The sequence below is a fragment of the Cryobacterium sp. MLB-32 genome (genome assembly GCF_000738085.1).
Classification (GTDB): Bacteria; Actinomycetota; Actinomycetes; order Actinomycetales; family Microbacteriaceae; genus Cryobacterium.
In genome coordinates, this window is record NZ_JPRS01000799.1 from 1 (window position 1) to 883 (window position 883).

Consider the following 883-nt stretch of genomic DNA (forward strand, 5'->3'; position numbering starts at 1 on the left):
TCACTGTTAGACCAGTCTGAAAACTTCGGCTCATATCTGATCGAACCACAGACCGGACGCACACGGTGCAACATAGACCGAGGAAGCAGAGTGGCCAATTCGCGTTCGCGAGGAGGAACCCGCTGTGGGACATCCGGCCACCGCCACGTTAGTCGGAAGTGCGGTGCAGGACGAACATGCCGCCGAATGCCGGTTGATCCGAACGCTCCTGATCGCTATCAACAAACTCGCTGAGAACGGACTGAACCCGCGAGATGAACGTTTCCGCGTCCTGCTTGGAAAGGTGCACAACGAATCGAGACAGCGTCGCTAACGAGTCTGGTCCTGCCTCCATCAGCTCGTCTCTCAGCGCGTCGAGTGGAGCGAGAGGCGCTTCGGGGCCCGCGTCGCTGAGCGCGGTGTCGAGATTCCATGAGCGGCCCGTGGACCGGTAGGGCTTCTCCAACGCGCCACTTTCGCCGGTGCGAACCTCACCACGCTCGAGGAATCCCGCTGCGTGCAGTTGCCTGACGTGATACAGCACCGTACCCGGGTCCTGGGCAAGTCGATCCGCGAGCTGCTTGTTCGTGAGCTCATGGAGCCCGCACAACCGCAAGATCCTCAGACGGAGAGGGTGCGCCAAAGCCTTGATCTCGCGGGCGCTCGCGGACGGATTCTTAGTGTCCGTGGCCGTCGGTTGTTCCTCCGTCATATGGCAATCCTACCGTCTGATGTATTTAATCCAATCACCTTGAAGTTTCTCAATCACCCTGTCAGAGTGAGCAGATGGTTCCCCGCAGCAGACACCCTCACCCCATGCCGCTGGGTTCGTCCTACTGGAAACTATGGACGTCCTCCGGGTTCTCCAACCTCGCCGACGGGGTGTTCACCATCGCACTGCCCC

At 60.0% G+C, this 883-nt stretch carries 1 protein-coding gene; it reads right to left on the reverse strand.

The window, feature by feature from the left end; all coding sequences use genetic code 11:
• Positions 1-148 precede the first annotated feature (148 nt).
• Complete coding sequence (locus tag JF66_RS21450) at positions 149-691, reverse strand: transcriptional regulator (protein WP_035881069.1); 543 nt, start codon at positions 689-691, stop codon at positions 149-151.
• Positions 692-883: the final 192 nt, after the last annotated feature.

Bases quoted from the DNA above. Each gene is read 5' to 3' on its own strand.
- JF66_RS21450 (WP_035881069.1), bottom strand. From the start codon at position 691: ATGACGGAGGAACAACCGACGGCCACGGACACTAAGAATCCGTCCGCG.